An 18,262-nucleotide genomic window follows, 5' to 3' on the forward strand; every position below is an offset into this window, starting at 1 on the left:
GTTCCGCGTTCACGAAGAAGGCGCTTCATAGAGCTCGACGAAGCGGAGGCTTCTGGCAGCAGCCTGCGGCTCTCCTCGCTCAGCGCGATCGACTTGCCAGCGCGATCGAACAAACTGTATCCCAGGTCCTCCTCCAGCCGGCGTGCCTAAGTGCTCACGGCGGCAAGCCGCGCGCCGGCGGCGGAGAAAGAGGCGGCTTCCGCGACGACAAGGAAGGTGCAGAAGTAGCTGATCTTCTATCGAAACTTTTGATTCTTAGAACAGAAATAATTCGTTTCATATTACGAGTTCTGCTGACTACAATCTGTGCAACCGGAACACCGCAACACTTCTCCATCCCGCGCGAAAAAAGACCCTTCTCATGAACGCAACTCCGCTGTTTCACCTGGCATTTCCCGTTCACGACCTGAGCGAAGCCCGCCACTTCTATGGCGAACTGCTGGAGTTGCCCCGAGGGCCGCAGATCCGATGCCTGGATAGATTTCAATTTCTACGGCCACCAGGTGGTCGCCCACCTGGCGCCGGAAGAATGCGGCCATCGCGCGACCAGCGCGGTCGATGGCGACGAGGTGCCGGTGCGGCATTTCGGCGCGATCCTGCCGATGGAAGAATGGGAAGCGCTGGCGGACAAGCTGCGCGCCGCTAATACGAAGTTCGTGATCGAGCCGCATGTGCACTTTAAAGGACAGGTTGGCGAGCAGGCGACCATGTTCTTCCTCGACCCGTCGGGCAACGCGCTGGAGTTCAAGGCGTTCGGCGACCTCAGCCAGGTTTTCGCCAAGTAATTAATTCCTCCTCGTGCACGGGCCCACGTTGGCCCGCACGGAAACAGACACCGAAATGACAGAATTTGTTATCCAGCCCGCCGAGCAGGCGAGCGTCGCCGTGGCCGGCAGCAGCGCCCGCTTCCCATCCGCCGCGTGTTCTGCGTCGGCCGCAACTACGCCGCGCACGCCCGCGAGATGGGCAATGACCCGGACCGCGAGCCGCCGTTCTTCTTCACCAAACCCGCGGACGCCGTCGTGGCCGCCGAAGGGACGGTGCCCTATCCGTCGCTGACGGACAACCTCCACCACGAGATCGAATTGGTGGTGGCGATCGGCAAGGGTGGCGCCAACCTCAAGCCGGAGCAAGCGCAGGATCTGGTCTGGGGCTACGGCGTGGGTGTCGACCTGACCCGCCGCGACCTGCAGGACACCGCCAAGAAGATGCGCCGGCCCTGGGACTGGTCAAAGGGTTTCGATGGCCGACCTGAATCGCTTCTGGTGGGATGCGTACTTCTCGTGCAACTTCTGGCGGTTGCTTCCCGGAATTTCATATTCCGCTTCCCTATAAATCTATGTGCCGCTGCTTGAATATCACCGGCGCTCAGAGGAGCCCCCGATGAGAAAACGAATCGTCGTGTACCGGAAGGTGCCGCAGAGCGTGCTCGCGCTGTTGCGCGAACAGCATGACGTGATCGAGGTCGAACAGGTTGCTGCCGCAAGCCGCGCGCCGTTGATCGAAGCGCTCGCGCGGGCACATGGCATCCTCGGCAACCACATGAAGATCACGTCGGAGCTACTTGACGCCGCACCATTTTTGGAAGCAGCATCGACCATTTCCGCCGGATTCGATGCATTCGATGTCGAGGACCTGACGCGGCGCGGCATCGTCCTCAACAACACGCCCGACGAATTGACTGAAACCACCGCGGATCTCGCGTTCACCCTGCTGCTCGCGAGCGCGCGGCGTGTCGTCGAACTCGCCGAATGGACGCGGCGCGGCGAATGGCGTGCGTCGGTCGGAGCGGCTCAGTTCGGCGTCGACGTTCATCACAAGGCGCTCGGCATCGTCGGGCTCTGACGCATCGGCAGCGCCCTCGCGCGACGCGCGGCGCTGGGTTTCGGAATGGACGTGCTGTATTGCAATCGCACACGCAATCACGAAGCGGAAGAAGCCTACGGTGCGCAATGGCGCACGTTGCCGGAACTGCTGGCGCAGGCCGATTTCGTGTGCCTGCTGGTGCCATTGTCCGCCGCGACCGAGCGCCTGATCGGCGCGGCAGAACTCCGCCAGATGAAGCGAACGGCGATCCTCGTCAACTGCGCGCGCGGCCAGGTGGTCGACGAAGCCGCGCTCATCGAGGCGCTGCGGGAACATCGCATCCTCGGCGCCGGACTCGACGTGTTCGAGCGCGAACCGCTGCCACCGGACTCGCCACTGTTGACAATGCCGAACGTCGTCGCCCTGCCGCATATCGGCTCGGCGACGCAACAGACACGCGACGCGATGGCGTTACGTGCGGCCCGCAACCTGCTCGACGCACTCGACGGCCGTATCACCTCGACCTGCGTGAATCCAGAAGTGCAAGTTGTCCTTGAGGTCTCCCGACGCCACGCGGGATGAAGCCCCGCGCCCGATATCCCAGATCCCCAGTCGTTATATTTTAACGTTATATCTAATAACATCGTCCGACATCTTCCGTACACGTTAAGTGCATTGCGCACGATTTGGTCCAAGGTAAACCCGGAATCGCTGTGCTGGCAGTCGCGGATACCAGAGGGTATAGCCGCACCTTGCCTGGCGCGCTCGGCATACATTCCACTCATTTCATAGGAGGATGTACGAATGAAACTGGTTAAAGGGGCTTCGCGCCGCTAGCAGGCGCATTGCTTTTTCGGTATGGGCATCGCGCAAGCGGCAGGCATGCACGTGTCTTCCGCGTCGTTCGCGGATGGCGCGACGATTCCTGTGTTCCACGGCAACAATACGTCCGATTGCGGCGGCAAGGGCGTTTCTCCGCAGGTGTCCTGGTCGAACCTGCCTGCCGGTGCCAAGTCGGTTGCCGTGCTGCTTTCCGATCCCGACGGCGCGCTGGGGCTTGGCGTTTCACATTGGGTTGCGTACAACATCGCCGCAGATCGTGGGCAGCTCAAGGAGGGCGAAGGCCAGACCGACGGCCATGGCGCCACCATCGGCAAGAACGTCAGTGGCGAGGTCGTATATCGCGGGCCCTGCCCGCCGGCGGGTGACGCACCACACCATTACACTTTGACCGTGGTCGCGACGGATCTCGCGCCGTCCGCACTGCCGCCTGGATTGACCAGGGACGAACTCATGTCGGCGCTCAAGGGGCACGCGCTTGGTGGCCAGAGCGTCATCGGCAAATACAGTCGCTGAGCTGTCGTGACGATGCCCATCGCCAAAATTAGCGTTGCTACCGAACGGGAAGCGATGGACATTGGAGGGTTTTGTCGCGATAGGGGTGCGTAGTCGGACGAACTCCGCGGGAGTGGTTTTGCTTATGCTGCCAGCGCGTAGAATTGCTGAGCAGCGGACGCAGTGCTCCTCTCGGAGCGCCGCATCTGACCCTCGGCGATCATGTGCATCAGTTCGATGCCGCCCAGAAGGATGCTGGCGCAGCTGAAATCCTTGAATCCCAGCATCGGCCGAATCACGCGCTTGATGGCCCGATGATCCTGCTCGACGATGTTGCTCGGGTATTTGAACTGCCGAATGACGATGGGTGCCTCCCGTTCGGAGTTGATGTCACGCAGTGCGGCCAGGTTGGCGGTGCTCCTGTCAATGGTCACCGTATCGGGGGCACCCCTTTTTAGGAAGATCATCCAATGCAACAACGCAAACTCGGCACCTTCAACGTAAGCTCCATCGGTCTGGGCTGCATGAACCTGAGCCACGCCTACGGCGTGCCACCATCGCCCGAGCAAGCCGCAAAGGTACTGCTGACCGCTCTGGATGCTGGCGTCAATTTTTTGACACGGCCGCCCTGTACGGCTTTGGAGCAAATGAGACGCTGGTCGGCAACGTCCTGTCCAAGCACCGCAACCAGTTCACCCTGGCCAGCAAGTGCGGCATGACCGGCGTAGACATCAGTGGCGATGGCAAGCCCGTGCGAGTCATCGACGGCCGCCCACAGACCATCCGGGCCACCTGCGAAGCCGCGCTCAAGCGCCTGCGTACCGACGTGATCGACCTGTACTACCTGCACCGCTGGGACAAAAAGGTACCCATCGAGGAAAGCGTGGGCGCCCTAAGCGATCTGGTGCGCAAGGGTTATGTCCGCTCCATCGGTCTCTCGGAAGTGTCGGCAACAACGCTGCGCAAAGCCCACAACGTACATCCCATCACCGCGCTGCAGACCGAATATTCGTTGTTGACGCGCAACCCGGAAATCGCCGTACTAGAGGCCTGCCGCGAGCTTGGCGTGGCCCTCGTCGCCTTCAGCCCTCTGGCGCGCGGCTTTTTGTGCGGTGAACTGACCGACATAGCCTTGCTCGACGCCAAGGACATCCGCCGCTCCATGCCGCGCTTTGCGCCCGAGGCTTACGCCGCAAACTTGTCGCTGCTGGACGGCTACAAGGCCATCGCCCGCGACGTCGGTTGCTCACTGGCACAGCTCTCGCTGGCTTGGCTGTTGCACCGTGGCAATGACATCATTCCGATCCCTGGCACCACCAGCGTGGCGCACTTATTGGATGATCTCGGGGCGATCGATGTGAAGCTCAGCGCAGATGCCATGGCCCGGTTGGAGTCACTGATCAACCAGCGGACCGTGGTGGGCAGCCGCTACAATCCGCAGGGCAACAGCGAGGTGGATACAGAGAGTTTCTGACCTGAGACGGGGTGTCCGCATTTGTGTGACTGCGTGCGTTCACCGGACGTTCGACACGAAGCAACAGGCGGTACTGGTCTGCGTAGCAGCGTGGGCCAGGCGCGTGGCGTCCAGCTTCTCTTGTAGCACCACGCTCGCTGCGCTGCCTCGAGTTCGGCCCGCACGATGGCGGTAGGACGACCACCAAAAACGAATGATCCGGCCCGGGGCCAGCGCTCATGCAGACCTCGCAAGCCGGCCGGCACGGCGACCGCGCGGCACGTCGCGGCCACCAGGGCCCTCCACGATTCAGGCTAGCGCCGGCACTGCCTCCTGGATCGGTTCGCGCAGCAGCACGAAGTAAGCCAGCGCCGCCGCCACGGCAACCGCCGCGCTGATGACGAACGCCAAAGAAAACGAGCCGCTGTACTGCACGCTGAAGCCGGTGACGATGGGCGCGACCGAGCCGGCCAGGTAGCCGCCGAAGTTCTGGATCGAGCCGAACGAAGCCACGCGCCTGGACGATATGACGGTGTTGACGATCATCCAGGCCGTAGCGCTGGCCATGTTGATGGAGAACAGCGCCAGGCATAGCAGCACGACGCAGCCCACCACATTGGTCACGAAGGCCACCATCAGGGTAAAGCCCGCCGCCGTCAGCAAGCCGGCGATGATGGTGAACTTGCGGCTGCCCAGGATGCTCATGCCACGCCGCACCAGCAGGTCGCATGCGCGTCCGGCGACCACCGTACCGATGGCGCCGAACAGGTAGGCCAGCGAGACCACCCATGCGGTCTTGTACAGGTCCATGCCGTGCTGCTTCTCGAAATACCCGGGCAGCCAGGTGAGGTGCAGCCAGAGCATGTAGATCACGCCCATGAAGCCGAGGAATGCACCCCAAGTGGTGCCGCGGCGAAACAGCATTGCCCAGTCGGCCAGCTGCTCGGACATGCTCGGCGGCGCGGCCCGCGCGCTCACCGGCTCGGCGCGGCCGCTACTGGCCATGTATTCGGCCTTGCTCTTGTAGAACACGAACCAGCAGCTGGCGAGCACCAGCCCTAGGACACCGCTGATGACAAACATGCCGCGCCAGCCGAAGTGCACCATGAACAGCGTCAGCAGCGGCGGCGCCACGCAGGGGCCGATGCAGGTGGACGACCACACCAGGCCCGTGGGCGTGCCCCGTTCCTCCGCGTCGAACCATTCGGCCAGCGCCTTGGCCGCCGATGGGAACACCGGCGCCTCCCCGATGCCCAGCAGCACGCGCAGGCCGATGAAGTTGCCGAAGCCGCTGGCGAAGCCGAACACGGTCTGGGCGACGGACCAGAAGATCAGCGACGCACCCAGGGCGATCTTGCTGCCCAGGCGGTCGATGATGATGCCCATGGGCAGTTGCGAGAAGGCGTAGGCGATCGAGAACGCCGACAGCAGGATGCCCATCTCCGACGGGCTGATTGACAGGTCTTTCTGAATCGAGGTGTTGGCGATGGACAGCGCGCTGCGGTCCAGGTAGTTCACCACGCCGATGAAGAACAGGAACACGACCGCGACAGTCTGATAGCTTTTAATTTTTCTCATTAATGTGTCTCCTTGATATGGAGTATGGGTCTGGCCCGTGCGGGCCTTTATCGACTGAGCGTTGCGGGGAACTCCTTGACCCCCATCCTCTGCGCGGCGGCCTGCAGGCTGGCCACCACGAAACCGGGCAGGTTCACGCCATCGCGCAACTGCGCCTCGCGCAGCGCCAGGCCCGCGGCCCCGGGTAGCCGCACCGGCCGCCCGGCATCCACCGGCGTGCTGGCGCAAACCTGATCCGCGAGGTGAGACGACTCCTCGGTAAAGCTCTCGAGCCCACCGAAGAAGGCCGGGTCGATGGCCATCGTGCACACGGATGCGCCCCATGCGTCGGGCTTGTCCTTGCGGCCGTGGCCGGCGAGGCCCGAGGTCAGCGCCTCCACCATCAGGCCCAGGGCAAAGCCCTTGTGGCCGAACGCGCGCCCGCCCAGCGGCAGGATGCTGCCGGGCGGTGTGGAGAAGAAGGCTTCCGGGTCATCGGTGAGCACGCCCTGGTTTGACATCAGCACCGGCTGCGGCAGCTTCTCGCCGGCGTTGCGCGTCTTGTTGACGAAGCCGTTGGTGATGGTGGACATGCTCACGTCGATCAGCACCGGCACCTGCCGGGTGGGAATGCCGACCGCGATCGGGTTCGGCGTGAACAGCGGCTCGATGCCGCCGTGGGCCGAGACCGAGGCCACCGACGGATCTGACGAATAGATCAGCGGGACCAGCCCTCGATCCGTCACGCGCTGGAGGTAGGCGGCAAGGCAGCCGATATGGTGCGCGCGCCGGACCACCGCGATGCCGATGCCATGGCTGGCCGCCGCCTCGCAGGCAAAGTCCAGCGCCCGGCTCACGCAATACGGGCCGAGCACGTAGTTGCCGTCGAACAGGGCAGACGATGCGCTTTGCGACAGCGTGCGAAACCGCATGGTGTCGACAATGGCGTGACCGTCCAGAATACTGCCGAGGTAGCCGTTGACCAGGTTGGTGCCGTGGGTGGAATGGCCCAGCAGATCGCCCTCGACCAGCGTGCGGGCGACCACCGAGGCCAGTTCGGCTTGCGCACCGGCCTTGTCGAACAGCCCCTCGACGAACGCCAGCAGCGCGTCGTGGCCGTAGCGGCCGGTGTTCAGTTCAGTTTGCATCGAATCTCCTCCTGCCTTTGCTTTGTCCGCTCTCGTGGTGGTGGTGTGATAGCCCAAGCGCTCAAGCCAGGGCCTCGCGCGTCTCCACGCCGTCCACCAAGCGCTCGATCCCTAGCGGGTTGGCGTTCCTGAGTGCGTCGGGGAGCAAGGCGTCGGGGAAGTTCTGGAAACAGACCGGCCGCAGGAAACGATCGATGGCCAGCGTGCCCACCGAGGTGCCGCGCGCGTCGGAGGTGGCCGGATAGGGGCCGCCGTGGACCATGGCGTCGCACACTTCCACGCCCGTCGGGTAGCCGTTGATCAGCAGGCGGCCAACCTTCTCTTCCAGTAGCGCGAGGATGTCGGTGGACGCCAGCAGGTCCGCCGGCTCGCCGATCAGCGTGGCAGTCAACTGGCCGCGCAGGCCGTGCAAGGCGCGCATCAGTTCTTCCCGGTCAGCCACCTCCACCACCACCGTCGCCGGGCCGAAGACTTCCTCCTGCAGCAGCGCGTCGCCCTCCAGCAGGAGGCTGACATCGGCTTTGAAGACCTGCGCATGCGCTTGGTGGCCTTCTTGCTCGCTGCCCGCCAGGCGCGTCACGCCCGGGTGCGCCAGCAATGCCTCCAGGCCATGGCTGTAGCCGGCCAGCGCGCCGGTGTTGAGCATGGTCTGCGGGGCCACGTCCCGCAGCAGCCCGCAGAAGCGCTCGAGAAAGGCGCTGAGCTCGGCGGAGCGGATGCCGATCACCAGGCCCGGATTGGTGCAGAACTGCCCTGCCCCCAGCACCACCGAGGCCGCCAACTCGCCGGCGACCTTGTCGCCGCGCGCCTGCAGCGCGCCGGGCAACAGCACAACCGGGTTGATGCTGCTCATTTCGGCAAACACCGGGATCGGGTGCTGACGCGCTGCGGCCATGTCACACAGGGCGCGGCCGCCCTTGAGTGATCCGGTGAAGCCCACTGCCTGGATGGCCGGATGCTTCACCAGCGTCTCGCCGACACCCGAGCCGAAGATCATGTTGAACACGCCAACAGGCATGCCGGTACGCCCGGCGGCGCGGAGGATGGCATCCGCCACCAGTTCCGCCGTGGCCATGTGGCCGCTGTGCGCTTTGAACACCACGGGGCAGCCGGCCGCCAGTGCGGCGGCCGTATCGCCGCCGGCGGTAGAAAACGCCAGCGGGAAATTGCTCGCGCCGAACACTGCCACCGGACCAACGCCGATGCGGCACTGGCGCAGGTCCACGCGCGGCAGCGGCGTGCGCTGCGGCTGTGCACGGTCGATGCGGGCACCGAGGAAATCGCCCCGCCGCAGAACGCGCGCGAACAAGCGCATCTGCCCGCTTGTGCGGGTGCGCTCACCCTGGATGCGCGCGGGCGGCAACGCGGTCTCGCGGCAGACGATGGCGATGAACGCCTCGTCCAGCGCATCCAGCTCATCGGCGATGGCATCCAGGAACTGCGCGCGGCGCTCGGCAGGCAAGCGACGATAGGCCGGGAATGCTGCGGCCGCGGCGTTGGCGGCGGCATCCACTTCCTCCACCGTAGCCTGGATGAAGCGCTGCGGCAGCACCTCGCCGGTGGTGGCGTCCAGGCTGCGCAAGATGACGGATCCGGCCGCGCTGCGGCCGCCACCGATGTAGTTGTAGCCGGCGTTGTCCGACATATTAATCTCCTTCGATATGATGTACCGGGATGTACCGGGATGTACCGGGCGCGCAAGCGTGCGCCCCGGGCATGAAGCGTGAAAGCGGGTTGCGGGTTGCCGGCTCAGGTCAATGCCGGCCGGACGAATGGCGCCGGCGCACAGCCTGGTGCGAGGCCCGTGCGGAGCCAAAGTCGACGCGGTTTGCTCCAGCCGCAGCCGGACCGGCGGCGGCTGGCTACGGCTTCAAGCGGGCGAAAGCGCAGAGTCTGTCGATTGCCGGCCAAGCGGCAATGGGCTGGGCCATGGATTGCATTGGGGGCTCCTCGGATGGCGCCCCCAACGTTCTGCCCGGGGCACATCCGGGGGGCTATCGTTTTTGTCTGGAGGCGCGCGTTGCGGCACTTCCACGGCCCCCATTCTAGAGAGACGCCCGATACCTTCCCAATGATAAATTTGGATTGAACAATAACCTCACGCTATCGAAATCAGGCCGGCGCCGCCGCATCGTCCGCCATGCCGCCAGCCATTCCACCCGTCGCCCCCTGCAGCAGGATCGAGGCGAACTCCCGGGCCGAACCGGTGAGCGGCTCATCCTTGCGCGTCAGGATGCCGTAGTCCTGCGGCGTGAGCACCAGGGAAGTGTCGAGCCGCTTTAGCAAGCCGCCCTGGATATGCATCTGGACCATGGACTCCGGCAGCATGGCGATCATCGGCCCGGACTGCAGCACCTGCAGGAAGGTATGCATCGAGATGGTCTCCACGGTGTTGGCCGGCGACGGGATCCCGGCATCGGCGAACGCCCGCTCCATGCGCGCGCGGATCGGCGTGCCTTGCGGGTAAAGGATCCATGGCCAGTCGCCGAGCTGCTCCAGCGGGGTCGGCGTGATGACGCACAGGGGATGCCGGCTGTTGACCACCATGCAGAACGGCTCTGGCTCCAGCGGCTGGAAGGCGAACAATTGCCGTTGGCGCTCCTCGGTGAAACGCGCCACCACCAGGTCGAGCTCCTTCTGTTCGAGCATCTCCAGCAGGTGGTCGCTGGTGTGTTCCACCACCTCGATGGACAGCAGCGGGTAACGTTCCTTGATCTTCACGATGGCCTCCGGCAGCACCAGGGAGGTGGCCGCAAAGATGGTGCCCACTTTCAGAAAGCCATGCCCGCCGCTGCGCAGCCGGTTCATCTGGTCGAGGAAGCGGTGCGCGTCGTTCAGCGCCATCTCCGCGAAACGCACCACCTGCGCCCCCAGCTCGGTGGGCGGCATGCTGCGAGGCAGGCGCTGGAACAGCGCGAAGCCAAGCAGGTTCTCAGTCTCGCGCAGCATCTTGCTGACGGCTGGCTGGCTGATGTTCATCTGCTCGGCCGTGGCGTGCATGTTGCTGGTACGTGCCAGCGTGTCGATCAGCACCAGATGCTTGAAACGGAGCCAATTGCAGAGATGGGAGAAAGCGAGGTCGGCCATGGATGCAATATGCCGGATTTGATAACCCAGCATTATCGAATGTTGAAAAATTGTCATTGGAGTTTATCAGCAGCCCTCTTTAATGTGGAGCGCCTGTACCCTCTCAGACCGCAAGACCGGTAGACGACCCATGCCCCACGTGCAACTCACGCTTTCCAACTCCCTGCCCGAAGACTGGGAACGCGCCACCCTGATCGGCCGCGCCTGGATTCCCGGCGAGATCGCCGGCCCCTCGCCCGTGGCGTTGCGCGCCGACGGCGTGTTCGACCTGTCCCGCTCCTTCGCCACCCTTAGCCAGCTTCTGGAAAACGATTCCCCCTGCAAGCCGTGCGCAGCGTGCAGGGGCGCCTAGTCTGCAGCATCCAAGACCTGCTCGACAACAGCACCGGCGCGCCGGAACCGGCACGCCCTTCCTGCTGGCGCCTGCTGATTTGCAGGTGATCAAGGCTGCCGGCGTAACCTTTGCCGCCAGCATGATCGAACGCGTGATCGAAGAGCAGGCCGCCGGCGACCCCGTCAAGGCCGAGAGCGTGCGCCAGATCGTCCAGGCCACCATCGGCGACAACCTGCGCGCCATCCGCCCCGGCTCGCCCGAAGCTATGCGCCTGAAGCAGCTCCTGATCGAACAAGGCATGTGGTCGCAATACTTGGAAGTCGGGATCGGGCCGGACGCGGAAGTCTTCACCAAAGCGCCCGTGCTGGCCAGCGTCGGGTCCGGCGCCGCCATCGGCATCCACCCGAAGTCCGAATGGAACAACCCCGAGCCCGAAGTGGTGCTGGCCGTCGACAGCCGCGGCCGCATCCATGGCGCCACCCTCGGCAACGACGTCAACCTGCGCGACTTCGAAGGCCGCAGCGCCCTGCTGCTCAGCAAGGCCAAGGACAACAACGCCTCGTGCGCCATCGGCCCTTTCATCCGCCTGTTCGATGAACACTTCACCCTGGACGACGTCCGCGCCTGCGTGGTCAACCTGGAAGTGGCCGGCGACGACGGCTACACCCTGCGCGGCGCCAGCTCCATGAACCAGATCAGCCGCGACCCGGCCGACATCGTCGGCCAGACGCTCAACGCCAATCACCAGTATCCGGACGGCTTCCTGCTGTTCCTCGGCACGCTCTTCGCGCCCACAGAGGACCGCGACCACCCCGGCGGCGGCTTCACCCACAAGCTGGGCGACCGCGTGAGCATCCGCAATGAACAGCTTGGCGGGCTACACAACGTGGTCACTCACAGCAGCCAAGCAACACCGTGGACATTCGGCATCGGCGCACTAATGGCGAACCTAGTCAAGCGAGGCCTGCCGGTTGGAAAGCAAGGGTCTGCCTAGACATCGCGTGGTCCAATGCGAGTAGACCCTGTCGACAACCTGGGCTTAGCGCCATATTTGCAGCGCTGCCAGCGCAAAGCATGAACCGATGCTATGGTGCCGAGCCCGCCTCGGACTTCTTAGACAGCCTGACCAAGTGTATCCCGGTCAGGCCGGCGTTTCCTGGTACATCGGCGCGGTTGACGGATGCCGTCGCGATCGCGGTTGGTTCGTCTCTCGGCGGCGGCGTCGTGGACCGGCTTGGCATTCCAGCGGACTTCGAACTCGGTGCGGTTCTCGCGCTGGTTGGGCTTGCGATGCTCGGGAGCTTCCTCACCCCTCAAAGGGATACTGGCTCAACTTCTTTCCCAGGAGAAAGCCCTGGGACCCGACCGGACTGCCGCCAGAGCGTATAGGTAGCGTTTCCAGCAGCAAGCCGCTGAAGCGAGGTAAGGCATTAAGGAAGCGCTTTCCTGCAATTCTGCTCCATCACGCCTTGTCACGCCATGCTGCGCTCAAGCGCATGCGCGGCCGCCAGTACGCGTGCGTCGTCGCGGAGCGGGCCGATCAGCGTCACACCCACCGGCATGCCGTGCCCACCCATGCCGATGGGCACATGAACGCAGGGATTGCCCAGCAGGGTCCACATGCGGTTGAAGATCGGGTCGCCGGTAGCTGCCAAGCCTGCCGGCGCCTCGCCCTCGGCGCTCGGCGCGAGGACGATATCGACGGTATCGAACACGGCCTCGAATGTCCTGCGCGCGGCAGCCGCAAGGGCCTGGGCTGTGAAGTAACCGCTGCCATCGATGCTGCTGCCCGCGGCCAGCAGCGCGGCAAATGCGCTGCTGAAACCTTCGCGGTGCACGCGCATCTCCGGCGCGAACGCGGCGGCCGCTTCGTAAGCCATGATGTCGATCTGGGCTTGCGTCAGTTCGTCGAATACCCCAGGCAGCACGAGATCGCCCAACACGGCCCCCTGGCTCTCCAGGAAACGCGCGGCGTCGTCGAGCGCGCGACGGCTGTCGTCGCTTGCGCGTCTCCAGTGTGGCGTGCGGCAAATGCCGACGCGCAACCGTACAGCCTGCCCCGCTGGCGGCGCGAGCGGCAGGCGCGCGAGCGACCCGATGAAGAAAGCGGCATCGTCCACCGTGCGTGCCAGCGCCCCCACGGTGTCCAGGCTTGGCGCGAGCGACTTGATGCCGGCCGACGGCAGAGTGCCGTAAGTCGGCTTGTAGCCCACCACACCGCAATAAGCGGCGGGACGCACGATCGATCCTGCGGTCTGCGTGCCGAAGGCGATCGGCACCATGCCCGCCGCCACTGCCGCCGCCGAGCCGCTGGACGAACCACCTGGCGTGCGCGGTGCGTCCGCAGGCGCGCGCGGATTGCGTGTGACGCCGGGCTGGAAGGTCGCGAACTCGGTGGTGACGGTCTTGCCCATCACCACGGCGCCGGCTGCGCGCGCCGCAGCAACGCAGGCGGCATCCATGGCTGGCCGATGCGCCGCGTAGATGGGCGAGCCGTAGGTGGTGGGCATATCGGAGGTATCCATCAGGTCCTTCACCCCGATTGGCAGTCCGTGCAGCGTACCCTTAGCGGGACCCGCATCGAGTAGCCGTGCTTGCTGCAAAGCCAGATCCGGATCGAAATACTGCCGGGCAAGTATGCCGGGCTCAGTCGCCTCAATCTGTTCGATATATGCGCTTACCACCGCCTCAGCGCTGAGTTCGCGCCTCACCATGCGTGCCGCCAGTTCCCGCGCGGACAGTGCCAGGAAATCGTTCATGCAAGTTCTCCATTAGCCGAAATATGCCAAGCGCACTTCGTCATTGCTTGCCAGTACCTCAGACGTACCCTGTACCACGGCGCGTCCCTGCGACAGCACGTAGCCGTAGTGCGAAATAGCGAACGTTTGCCGCGCGTTCTGCTCGACAGGCACGACAATAATGCCCAATGCATCGATCTGCTTGATAACGTTGAAATTCTCTTTCAAATACAGCGGCGACAACCCCAGCGATGGCTCTCCGGCTGCGAAGTCTGGATCGAGCGCGGTCCTCGTCCGAACTTTACGTGAACGAAGCCGCGCAGCGTGCGCGCGCTTACGATTTGGAAAGAATCCCTATAGGCTAATGACAAATGGTTGCGAGCATTTCTGTGCTTGGTGCCTCTATGGTGCAAGCCGTAGCGAACAAGCGCATGCATGCATGCATCATCGACTCGCGTGTCGCCCTGCGGATATCGGCACCATCGAAGCCACCCCAGTCAATTAGCGCGCACGTTCGCGTCTTTAACCACTCTCGCCCACTTTGCCACATCCGTTTTCATCATCGCGGCGAGCTGCTCCGGTGTGCTAGCCTCCAAGATGGCGCCCTGACTACCCAGACGCGCCACTAAATCGGGCGCTGCAACCACCTTCGCCATCTGTGTGTTCAGCAATTGGACGATCTCTTTCGGCGTGCCAGCGGGAGCAAGCAATGCGAACCAGTTTTTGGCGTCGAAACCGGGCAGACCGGCTTCGGCAAGAGTTGGGATATTTGGACTCGTAGGCAAGCGTTTATCGCCCACGACCCCCAGCGCTTTCAGTTTTCCATTTCTCACTAACGGCATGGACGAAGGAACGCTGTCAAAAAAACGGAAACGTTCCCCGCCAGTAGGTCCGGCATCACATTATTGCTACCCTTATAAGGGACGTGCAGCATATTTATTCCGGCAGCAGTCATGAACAATTCAAGCTCTAAATGAGACAGGGTGCCATTTCCTTGGGAAGCCGCCGTTAACTGTCCAGGTTTTGCTTTGGCCAGGGCGATAAGTTCCTTGACCGAATTTGCCGGGACAGATGGGTGCACTACCAGCATGTGCGGCACATGGCCAACCAGCGAAACAGGCGCGAAGCTTTTCATCATGTCGAAGCCAAGCTTGCTGTAAAGGTTTACCGCAATAGCAAGCGAGCCGGATGCCAACAGCAATGTGTAGCCATCGGGAGTAGCCTTGGCAACCAAGTCTGTTCCGATGGTGCTCCCTGCACCATGGTGGTTCTCCACCAATACCGTTTGGCCGAGACCTTCCGACAACTTCTGGGCGATGGCACGACCCATCACATCCGTCGCACCAGCGGGTGGAAACGGCACAATCAACTTGATCGGCTTGATCGGATATTGCTGCGCCATCACAACATTCCCGCTAGTAGCTAATACGAACATGGATAGCACTAGAGTTACCAGACGAACAATCTTTTTTCCCATTGAAATCCCCCTTTTCCTGACTCAATTTCACTCCGAAATCGATTTGAAACGACGAAATAACCATGCAATATCTATGCCGACGTCATAGAGAGAATCCTGCATCAATTTGGCAAGGAATCAACTTTTCCCAGAGGCAATTGCTCCGTCATGGAGTGGGCATAACAATTGACTGCGGGCGACCACCGGCTATCGCTGGACGAGCGAGCGACCAAGTGTCTCGCTACAGTTACAAAGGCTCAATTCGCAGTCGCTATGACGGCGGGGCGAAAGCGCGGGGCATAAATCTGAAACCATGAACTTTATGCGGCCGCAGGGGGATACGGTCATGCCAGCCGGTCGCCTGCTGATAGGCGTGGCCGATACGCAGCGCCAGCGCTTCCTGGTAACCACCGCAGGCGATTTGCAGGGAAGTCGGCACCCCCGGCGGTAAAGCCGTTCGGCAGTGACAATGCGCACATTTCGAGAATGTTGGCGAAGCGCATGAAGCGGGTCGGCGTGGTCTTCTGATCCACCTCTTGCAGCGGCATTGCCGCCGTCGCCGTGGATGGGGTCAGGAACGCATGGACGCCGGTCAGCGCGGCTTCCATCAACAGCTTCATTTCGTCCCGGTGGCGCAGCGCGGCCAGGTAATCGGTGGCCGAGAGGCCGGCTCCGGCGAGCAACCTGCTGCGCACGAACTCGTCAAGTTTCAGGCTGCGATCCTCGACGGTCGGACCGCGCAGGAAATACGATTCCGACTGCATGATCTGTGTCATCGACACAAAATCGACGAGGCGGAACGGCAGAGTGATGTCGACGATTTCTGCGCCGAGTCCCGCCAGCACTGCCAGCGAACGGTCGTAGGCATCCAGCACGTCGGCCTCGACGCCAGTGCGTTCCGCCGCCGGCAGACGCGCGAGCCGCAGACCGCGCACGCCGTGCTCCAGGGTCGGCATCGGATCGGTCGCCTGACGGCCGCGCGTGACGGGATCCAGCGGGTCCGGCCCTTGCAGCAGATCGTAAAGCAGCGCCACGTCCCGCACTGTACGGGCCATTGGGCCGGGTGTGTCGAGACTGGGGCTGAGCGGCAGGATGCCGTGCGTGCTGATGCGGCCGATCGTCGTTTTCAGGCCGGTAATGCCGCACCAGGAAGCTGGCATGCGGATCGAGCCGCCGGTGTCGGTGCCGAGCGCCCAAGGCGCCAGGCGCGCTGCAACCGCGACGCCGGAGCCGCTGCTCGATCCGCCGGGCGTACGCGGTGTCCTGGCGTCCCATGGATTCCATGGCGTGCCCATATGCTGGTTTGTGCCCCAGGCGCCGCAGGCGAATTCCACCGTCTGCGTCTTGCCCAGCACAATCATGCCTTGATTGACCAGCCGACGCACTACCGTCGCGGTGGTCGTCGCGCGATGATTCAACCTGCTGGCCGAACCTCCGGTGGTGATCCGCCCTTCGATGTCGATGATGTCCTTGATCGCGATCGGAATGCCGTGCCAGGGGCCGAGCGCATGGCCTGAGCGTATGGCCATATCGGCGGCTTCCGCCGCCAGCCGCGCTTCGGGCGCATAGACTTCGACGAAGGCATGCAGTTTCGGATCATATGTTGCGATCCGCGCCAGCAATGCATCCATCAGATCGACCGGCGAGAGACGCCGCGCGGCAACGTCCCACGACAGAATATGCGCGGGAGACAGAAGAGGATCGTTTGTCATATTTTCCTAATGCATACTGACCAGGGTCAGGTCGAGCAGCCATGATTGCGCCGGGACAAAGCCATGCACCTTCTTGTTCATCGCGCGCGGGTTCAGGTCATGCACCACGTAAAGCCATGGCGGATTGTCCACCAGGCGTTCATGCGCGGCGCGGTAAGAGGCCAGGATCATTGCCGGATCCGTTGCCTTCGCCGCCGTGTCCAGCGCCGCCTCGAATCTGTCGTCTTTCCAGTGCTCGAAATTATTGCCCGCCGGCGTAGCGTTGGCCGCGGCAAAATAACGCGCCATCAAGCCGATGTCGGTCGTGGCCGAACTGGGATTGACCGCCATCGCGCCGTGCAGCCCGGGATTGTCGGGCGCAAGACGCGCTGTGCTCGACAGCACCTGCCACTCCACCACATCGAATTTCACATCCACGCCGCAAGCCTGCTTCAGGTTCTGCTGCAGTTGTTCGTTCATCGGCAGCGGCAGCATCTGGCCGGAGCCGGAATTGGAAATCATCACCTTGAACGACAACGGCTTTTGCGCGGTATAGCCGGCTTCTGCCAGCAAGGCCTTGCCTTTCGCGGGATCGAAACTGTAGCGATTGGCCGGTTTGCCGAATGCCGGATCATTCGGCTTGAGCCAGCCGACCGCGGGCTCGGCGGTGCCGTTGAGCAGCGACACAATGGCGGGGCGGTCGACGCAATAGTTCAGCGCCTGCCGCACGCGCACATCCTTGAATGGACTGTTCGGGGCGCCCATGTTGTACATCCATGGCCAGACATGCGGATAGGAATTGGTCGAGATGGTGAAACCGGCAGCCTTGAGCGACGGAACGCCGTCGGGCGGCGGCACTTCAATCCAGTCCACTTGACCCGAGCGCAACGCAGCCAGACGGGTGTTGGCTTCCGGTATCGGCCGCAGCAGTATGGAATCGACCTTGGCTTTGTGTCCGGCATCCCAGTAACCGTCCCAGCGCGCCAGCCGCACCGATTGGCGCGGCGTGATCCGAGTGATGCGGAACGGCCCGGTGCCGGCGGCCGGCAGCGTGGCCACGCGGGCCCAATCGTGGCCCGCCTTCTCGAACGAGGCCGGCGAAGTGAACAGCACGTAGACCACCATTAATGGGAAATAAGAAGTCGGCGCGGTCGTGGTGAGCGCAACTATGTTGTCGTCGATCTTCTTATAGCTGGCCAGCAGCGGTACGCGGGCGCGGGTGATACCGGCGGCCCCGGCCTCGAACTGCGGACTTTCCTTTTTGAAGTAGCGATCCAAATTCCAGATCACTGCATCCGCATTGAAATCGGTGCCGTCATGAAACTTCACGCCGCGCCGCAGGTGGAAGATCCAGGTCTTCTTGTCGCTTTTCGCCTGCTCCCAGCTTTCGGCCAATCCCGGCCGTGTGGTTGCCAGGCGGTCGGAATGGCTCAGATCCCACAACACCAGTCCTTCGAAGATCGGATAGCCGAGAAAGCGCATGCCCTCCCAACCGTTATTGGGCATGCCGGTGGTGGTCGGGATATCGGCTGCGGTCATGGCGATGCGCAGCGTCTCTTCGGCCTGGGCCGGCGAGACCAGCGCGGCGGCCAGGCCCAGGGCCAAGGTCCAACCGGGGAGAACTCCACGGAAGCGACGAGTGTTCATGAATGGTTTC

Annotated in this window: 10 protein-coding genes and 8 pseudogenes; 7 read left to right on the forward strand and 11 right to left on the reverse strand. The window is 63.3% G+C overall.

Going from position 1 to position 18,262, the window contains the following annotated elements:
* Positions 1–361 precede the first annotated feature (361 nt).
* The 4 genes and pseudogenes from OMK73_RS02960 (at position 362) to OMK73_RS02975 (ending at position 3,162) form a co-directional block, all read left to right on the forward strand.
* Positions 362–785 (forward strand): annotated as a pseudogene (locus OMK73_RS02960) (VOC family protein).
* Between the two features lie 55 nt (positions 786–840).
* Positions 841–1,244: pseudogene (locus OMK73_RS02965) on the forward strand (fumarylacetoacetate hydrolase family protein); the annotation flags it as partial.
* A 139-nt stretch (positions 1,245–1,383) separates the two neighbouring features.
* Positions 1,384–2,388: pseudogene (locus OMK73_RS02970) on the forward strand (2-hydroxyacid dehydrogenase).
* 276 nt (positions 2,389–2,664) lie between these two features.
* Entirely contained in the window at positions 2,665–3,162 is a 498-nt protein-coding gene (locus OMK73_RS02975) for a YbhB/YbcL family Raf kinase inhibitor-like protein (protein ID WP_267600613.1), read from the forward strand.
* A 122-nt stretch (positions 3,163–3,284) separates the two neighbouring features.
* On the opposite strand, the pseudogene OMK73_RS02980 reads toward OMK73_RS02975, so the two are convergent.
* Positions 3,285–3,596 (reverse strand): annotated as a pseudogene (locus OMK73_RS02980) (DDE-type integrase/transposase/recombinase); the annotation flags it as partial.
* Positions 3,597–3,611: 15 nt separating this feature from the next.
* On the opposite strand from OMK73_RS02980, the pseudogene OMK73_RS02985 reads away from it, so the two are divergent.
* A pseudogene (locus OMK73_RS02985) lies at positions 3,612–4,615 on the forward strand (aldo/keto reductase).
* 288 nt (positions 4,616–4,903) lie between these two features.
* On the opposite strand, the gene OMK73_RS02990 reads toward OMK73_RS02985, so the two are convergent.
* From OMK73_RS02990 to OMK73_RS03005, 4 genes are all read right to left on the reverse strand, one after another.
* A complete protein-coding gene (locus OMK73_RS02990; RefSeq protein ID WP_267600614.1) occupies positions 4,904–6,172 on the reverse strand; it encodes an MFS transporter in 1,269 nt (422 codons plus the stop codon).
* Between the two features lie 47 nt (positions 6,173–6,219).
* On the reverse strand, positions 6,220–7,299 hold the full coding sequence (locus OMK73_RS02995) for an Ldh family oxidoreductase (protein WP_267600615.1): 1,080 nt from the start codon (positions 7,297–7,299) through the stop codon (positions 6,220–6,222).
* A gap of 61 nt (positions 7,300–7,360) precedes the next feature.
* Complete coding sequence (locus OMK73_RS03000; protein WP_267600616.1) at positions 7,361–8,944, reverse strand: aldehyde dehydrogenase (NADP(+)); 1,584 nt, start codon at positions 8,942–8,944, stop codon at positions 7,361–7,363.
* A gap of 467 nt (positions 8,945–9,411) precedes the next feature.
* Entirely contained in the window at positions 9,412–10,386 is a 975-nt protein-coding gene (locus OMK73_RS03005; protein WP_267600617.1) for a LysR family transcriptional regulator, read from the reverse strand.
* A 130-nt stretch (positions 10,387–10,516) separates the two neighbouring features.
* Here OMK73_RS03005 and OMK73_RS03010 point away from each other — a divergent pair.
* Positions 10,517–11,714 (forward strand): annotated as a pseudogene (locus tag OMK73_RS03010) (fumarylacetoacetate hydrolase family protein).
* Between the two features lie 478 nt (positions 11,715–12,192).
* Here the strand turns inward: OMK73_RS03010 and OMK73_RS03015 are convergent.
* A complete protein-coding gene (locus tag OMK73_RS03015) occupies positions 12,193–13,479 on the reverse strand; it encodes an amidase (protein ID WP_267600618.1) in 1,287 nt (428 codons plus the stop codon).
* A 12-nt stretch (positions 13,480–13,491) separates the two neighbouring features.
* A pseudogene (locus tag OMK73_RS03020) lies at positions 13,492–13,716 on the reverse strand (ABC transporter ATP-binding protein); the annotation flags it as partial.
* A 70-nt stretch (positions 13,717–13,786) separates the two neighbouring features.
* Between OMK73_RS03020 and OMK73_RS03025 the strand changes: the two are divergent.
* Positions 13,787–13,906 (forward strand): annotated as a pseudogene (locus OMK73_RS03025) (lecithin retinol acyltransferase family protein); the annotation flags it as partial.
* 49 nt (positions 13,907–13,955) lie between these two features.
* Here OMK73_RS03025 and OMK73_RS38730 read toward each other — a convergent pair.
* From OMK73_RS38730 to OMK73_RS03040, 4 genes are all read right to left on the reverse strand, one after another.
* A complete protein-coding gene (locus tag OMK73_RS38730) occupies positions 13,956–14,258 on the reverse strand; it encodes a tripartite tricarboxylate transporter substrate-binding protein (protein ID WP_420715442.1) in 303 nt (100 codons plus the stop codon).
* Positions 14,259–14,290: 32 nt separating this feature from the next.
* Positions 14,291–14,935 carry a Bug family tripartite tricarboxylate transporter substrate binding protein gene (locus OMK73_RS03030; RefSeq protein ID WP_420715443.1) on the reverse strand — a complete coding sequence of 215 codons (645 nt, stop codon included), beginning with the start codon at positions 14,933–14,935 and terminating at the stop codon, positions 14,291–14,293.
* A 323-nt stretch (positions 14,936–15,258) separates the two neighbouring features.
* Positions 15,259–16,626, reverse strand: a complete 1,368-nt coding sequence (locus OMK73_RS03035) for an amidase (protein ID WP_267600620.1) — start codon at positions 16,624–16,626, stop codon at positions 15,259–15,261.
* A 6-nt stretch (positions 16,627–16,632) separates the two neighbouring features.
* Positions 16,633–18,252, reverse strand: a complete 1,620-nt coding sequence (locus OMK73_RS03040; RefSeq protein WP_267600621.1) for an ABC transporter substrate-binding protein — start codon at positions 18,250–18,252, stop codon at positions 16,633–16,635.
* Between the last annotated feature and the right edge of the window lie 10 nt (positions 18,253–18,262).

The organism is Cupriavidus sp. D39 (assembly GCF_026627925.1).
In the GTDB taxonomy this organism is placed as follows: Bacteria; Pseudomonadota; Gammaproteobacteria; order Burkholderiales; family Burkholderiaceae; genus Cupriavidus; species Cupriavidus ulmosensis.